General features: G+C 46.7%; 1 protein-coding gene. It reads right to left on the bottom strand.

What is annotated here, in order from left to right; all coding sequences use genetic code 11:
* Positions 1–1,397 (bottom strand): IS3 family transposase gene (locus tag ACYVHX_RS29590; RefSeq protein WP_460675339.1). Its coding sequence is split into 2 segments (ribosomal slippage), with 1,398 coding nucleotides annotated over them: positions 1–1,016 and positions 1,016–1,397; the frame shifts between segments, so codons are not numbered across the junction. This gene is flagged as partial in the annotation.
* Positions 1,398–1,424 lie beyond the last annotated feature (27 nt).

Here is a 1,424-nt window from a genome sequence, read left to right on the forward strand (position 1 = left end):
ACTTTGTGCCTGCTGGCAAATATAACTTTTCCGGCGGTGTGCTAACGTTAACTGCTTGACTTTTTGGCGTTCTGTCAATAGTTCTTGTTGGCGGCTCCAATAAACGTCGGCCGGCGTTACATTGCTCAGTGATTCATGGTACCGATGATTATTATAATAATCGACCCATTCACTGATGCGTCTGGTCAACTCATCAGGACTGTAGTAATGCTCCAGAAGAACAACGTTTTTCATTGATCGATGATACCGCTCAATTTTACCCTGAGTCATCGGATGAAACGGTGCACTCCGTATGTGGGTTATTCCTTCCCCTTTCAAATAGCCCTTCAAATACTGCGAGACGTAAGCCGAGCCATTATCGGATAAAATGTGGGGGCGTTGATCACTTTTCAGATTACTAGCTTGTAGTGCCCCTTGCACGGTTCGTTCCACATCCACCGCCTGCATGCCCGGGCACAGTTCCCAAGCCAGAATGTAGCGAGAATAATCATCCAGGACGGTTGACAGATAATACCAACCCCAGTGCTTGATCTTGAAATAGGTAAAGTCAGTTTGCCATAGTTGGTTAGTAGCCGTTGTGGGATTATAGAAGTGATCGGCCGCTTCCATCAGCCGATAAGCGGGCGTAGTGATTAATCCACGGTTTTTGAGAAGTCGATACACCGTTGATTCTGACACAAACCAGCGGTCATAATCAACAATATAGCACGCCAGCTCCCGGCAGGAAAGATTAGGCCGTTCCAATGCCAGTTCGACAATACGGTTTTGCTGATTTGGTGGTAGCTGGTTCCAACCACTAGAACGTCGACAGGGTTGTTGGGCTAAGCCATCGTAGCCATGGGACAAATAGCGCTTATACCACTCATAAAAGGTAGATCGGTTGATACCCAACTCCCGTAAAGTAGCTTTGACACTAAGCTGAGATTGTTCCACCAGGGTAATAATCTCCATTTTTTCGGATTGAGTCATACGATGATAAATAGATCTTACTCCTCCGCTTTCAGACTTTTTTTTAACAACCGGTTCTCCAAGCTCAATTCCGCTACCAATTGCTTGAGAGCTTCATTCTCTGACTTCATGGAGTGAACTTCAGGCGCGGTGGCTTCCCGGGTGGTATCGCCAGATAAACGTTTTTTGCCCGCTTCTAAAAACTCTTTGCTCCAACGGTAATAGATATTGGTATTGAGGCCTTCCCGGCGGCAGATCTCGGCGACCGACTGTTCACCTTGCAGGCCTTCGAGCACAATACGGATTTTTTCTTCAGCCGTGTATTGCCGCCGGGTCTGACGTTGAATGTCTTTGATGATAGATAAAGCAGGTTTGCGCTCGGAGGTGGAGGCAATTGGCTGAACCGTTTTAGATCGGCCAGGAGGAGATTTTTTGGTTGAACTGGACATTACTAAGATGATTTGGGTGAAACAATT

The organism is Larkinella ripae (assembly GCF_054780775.1).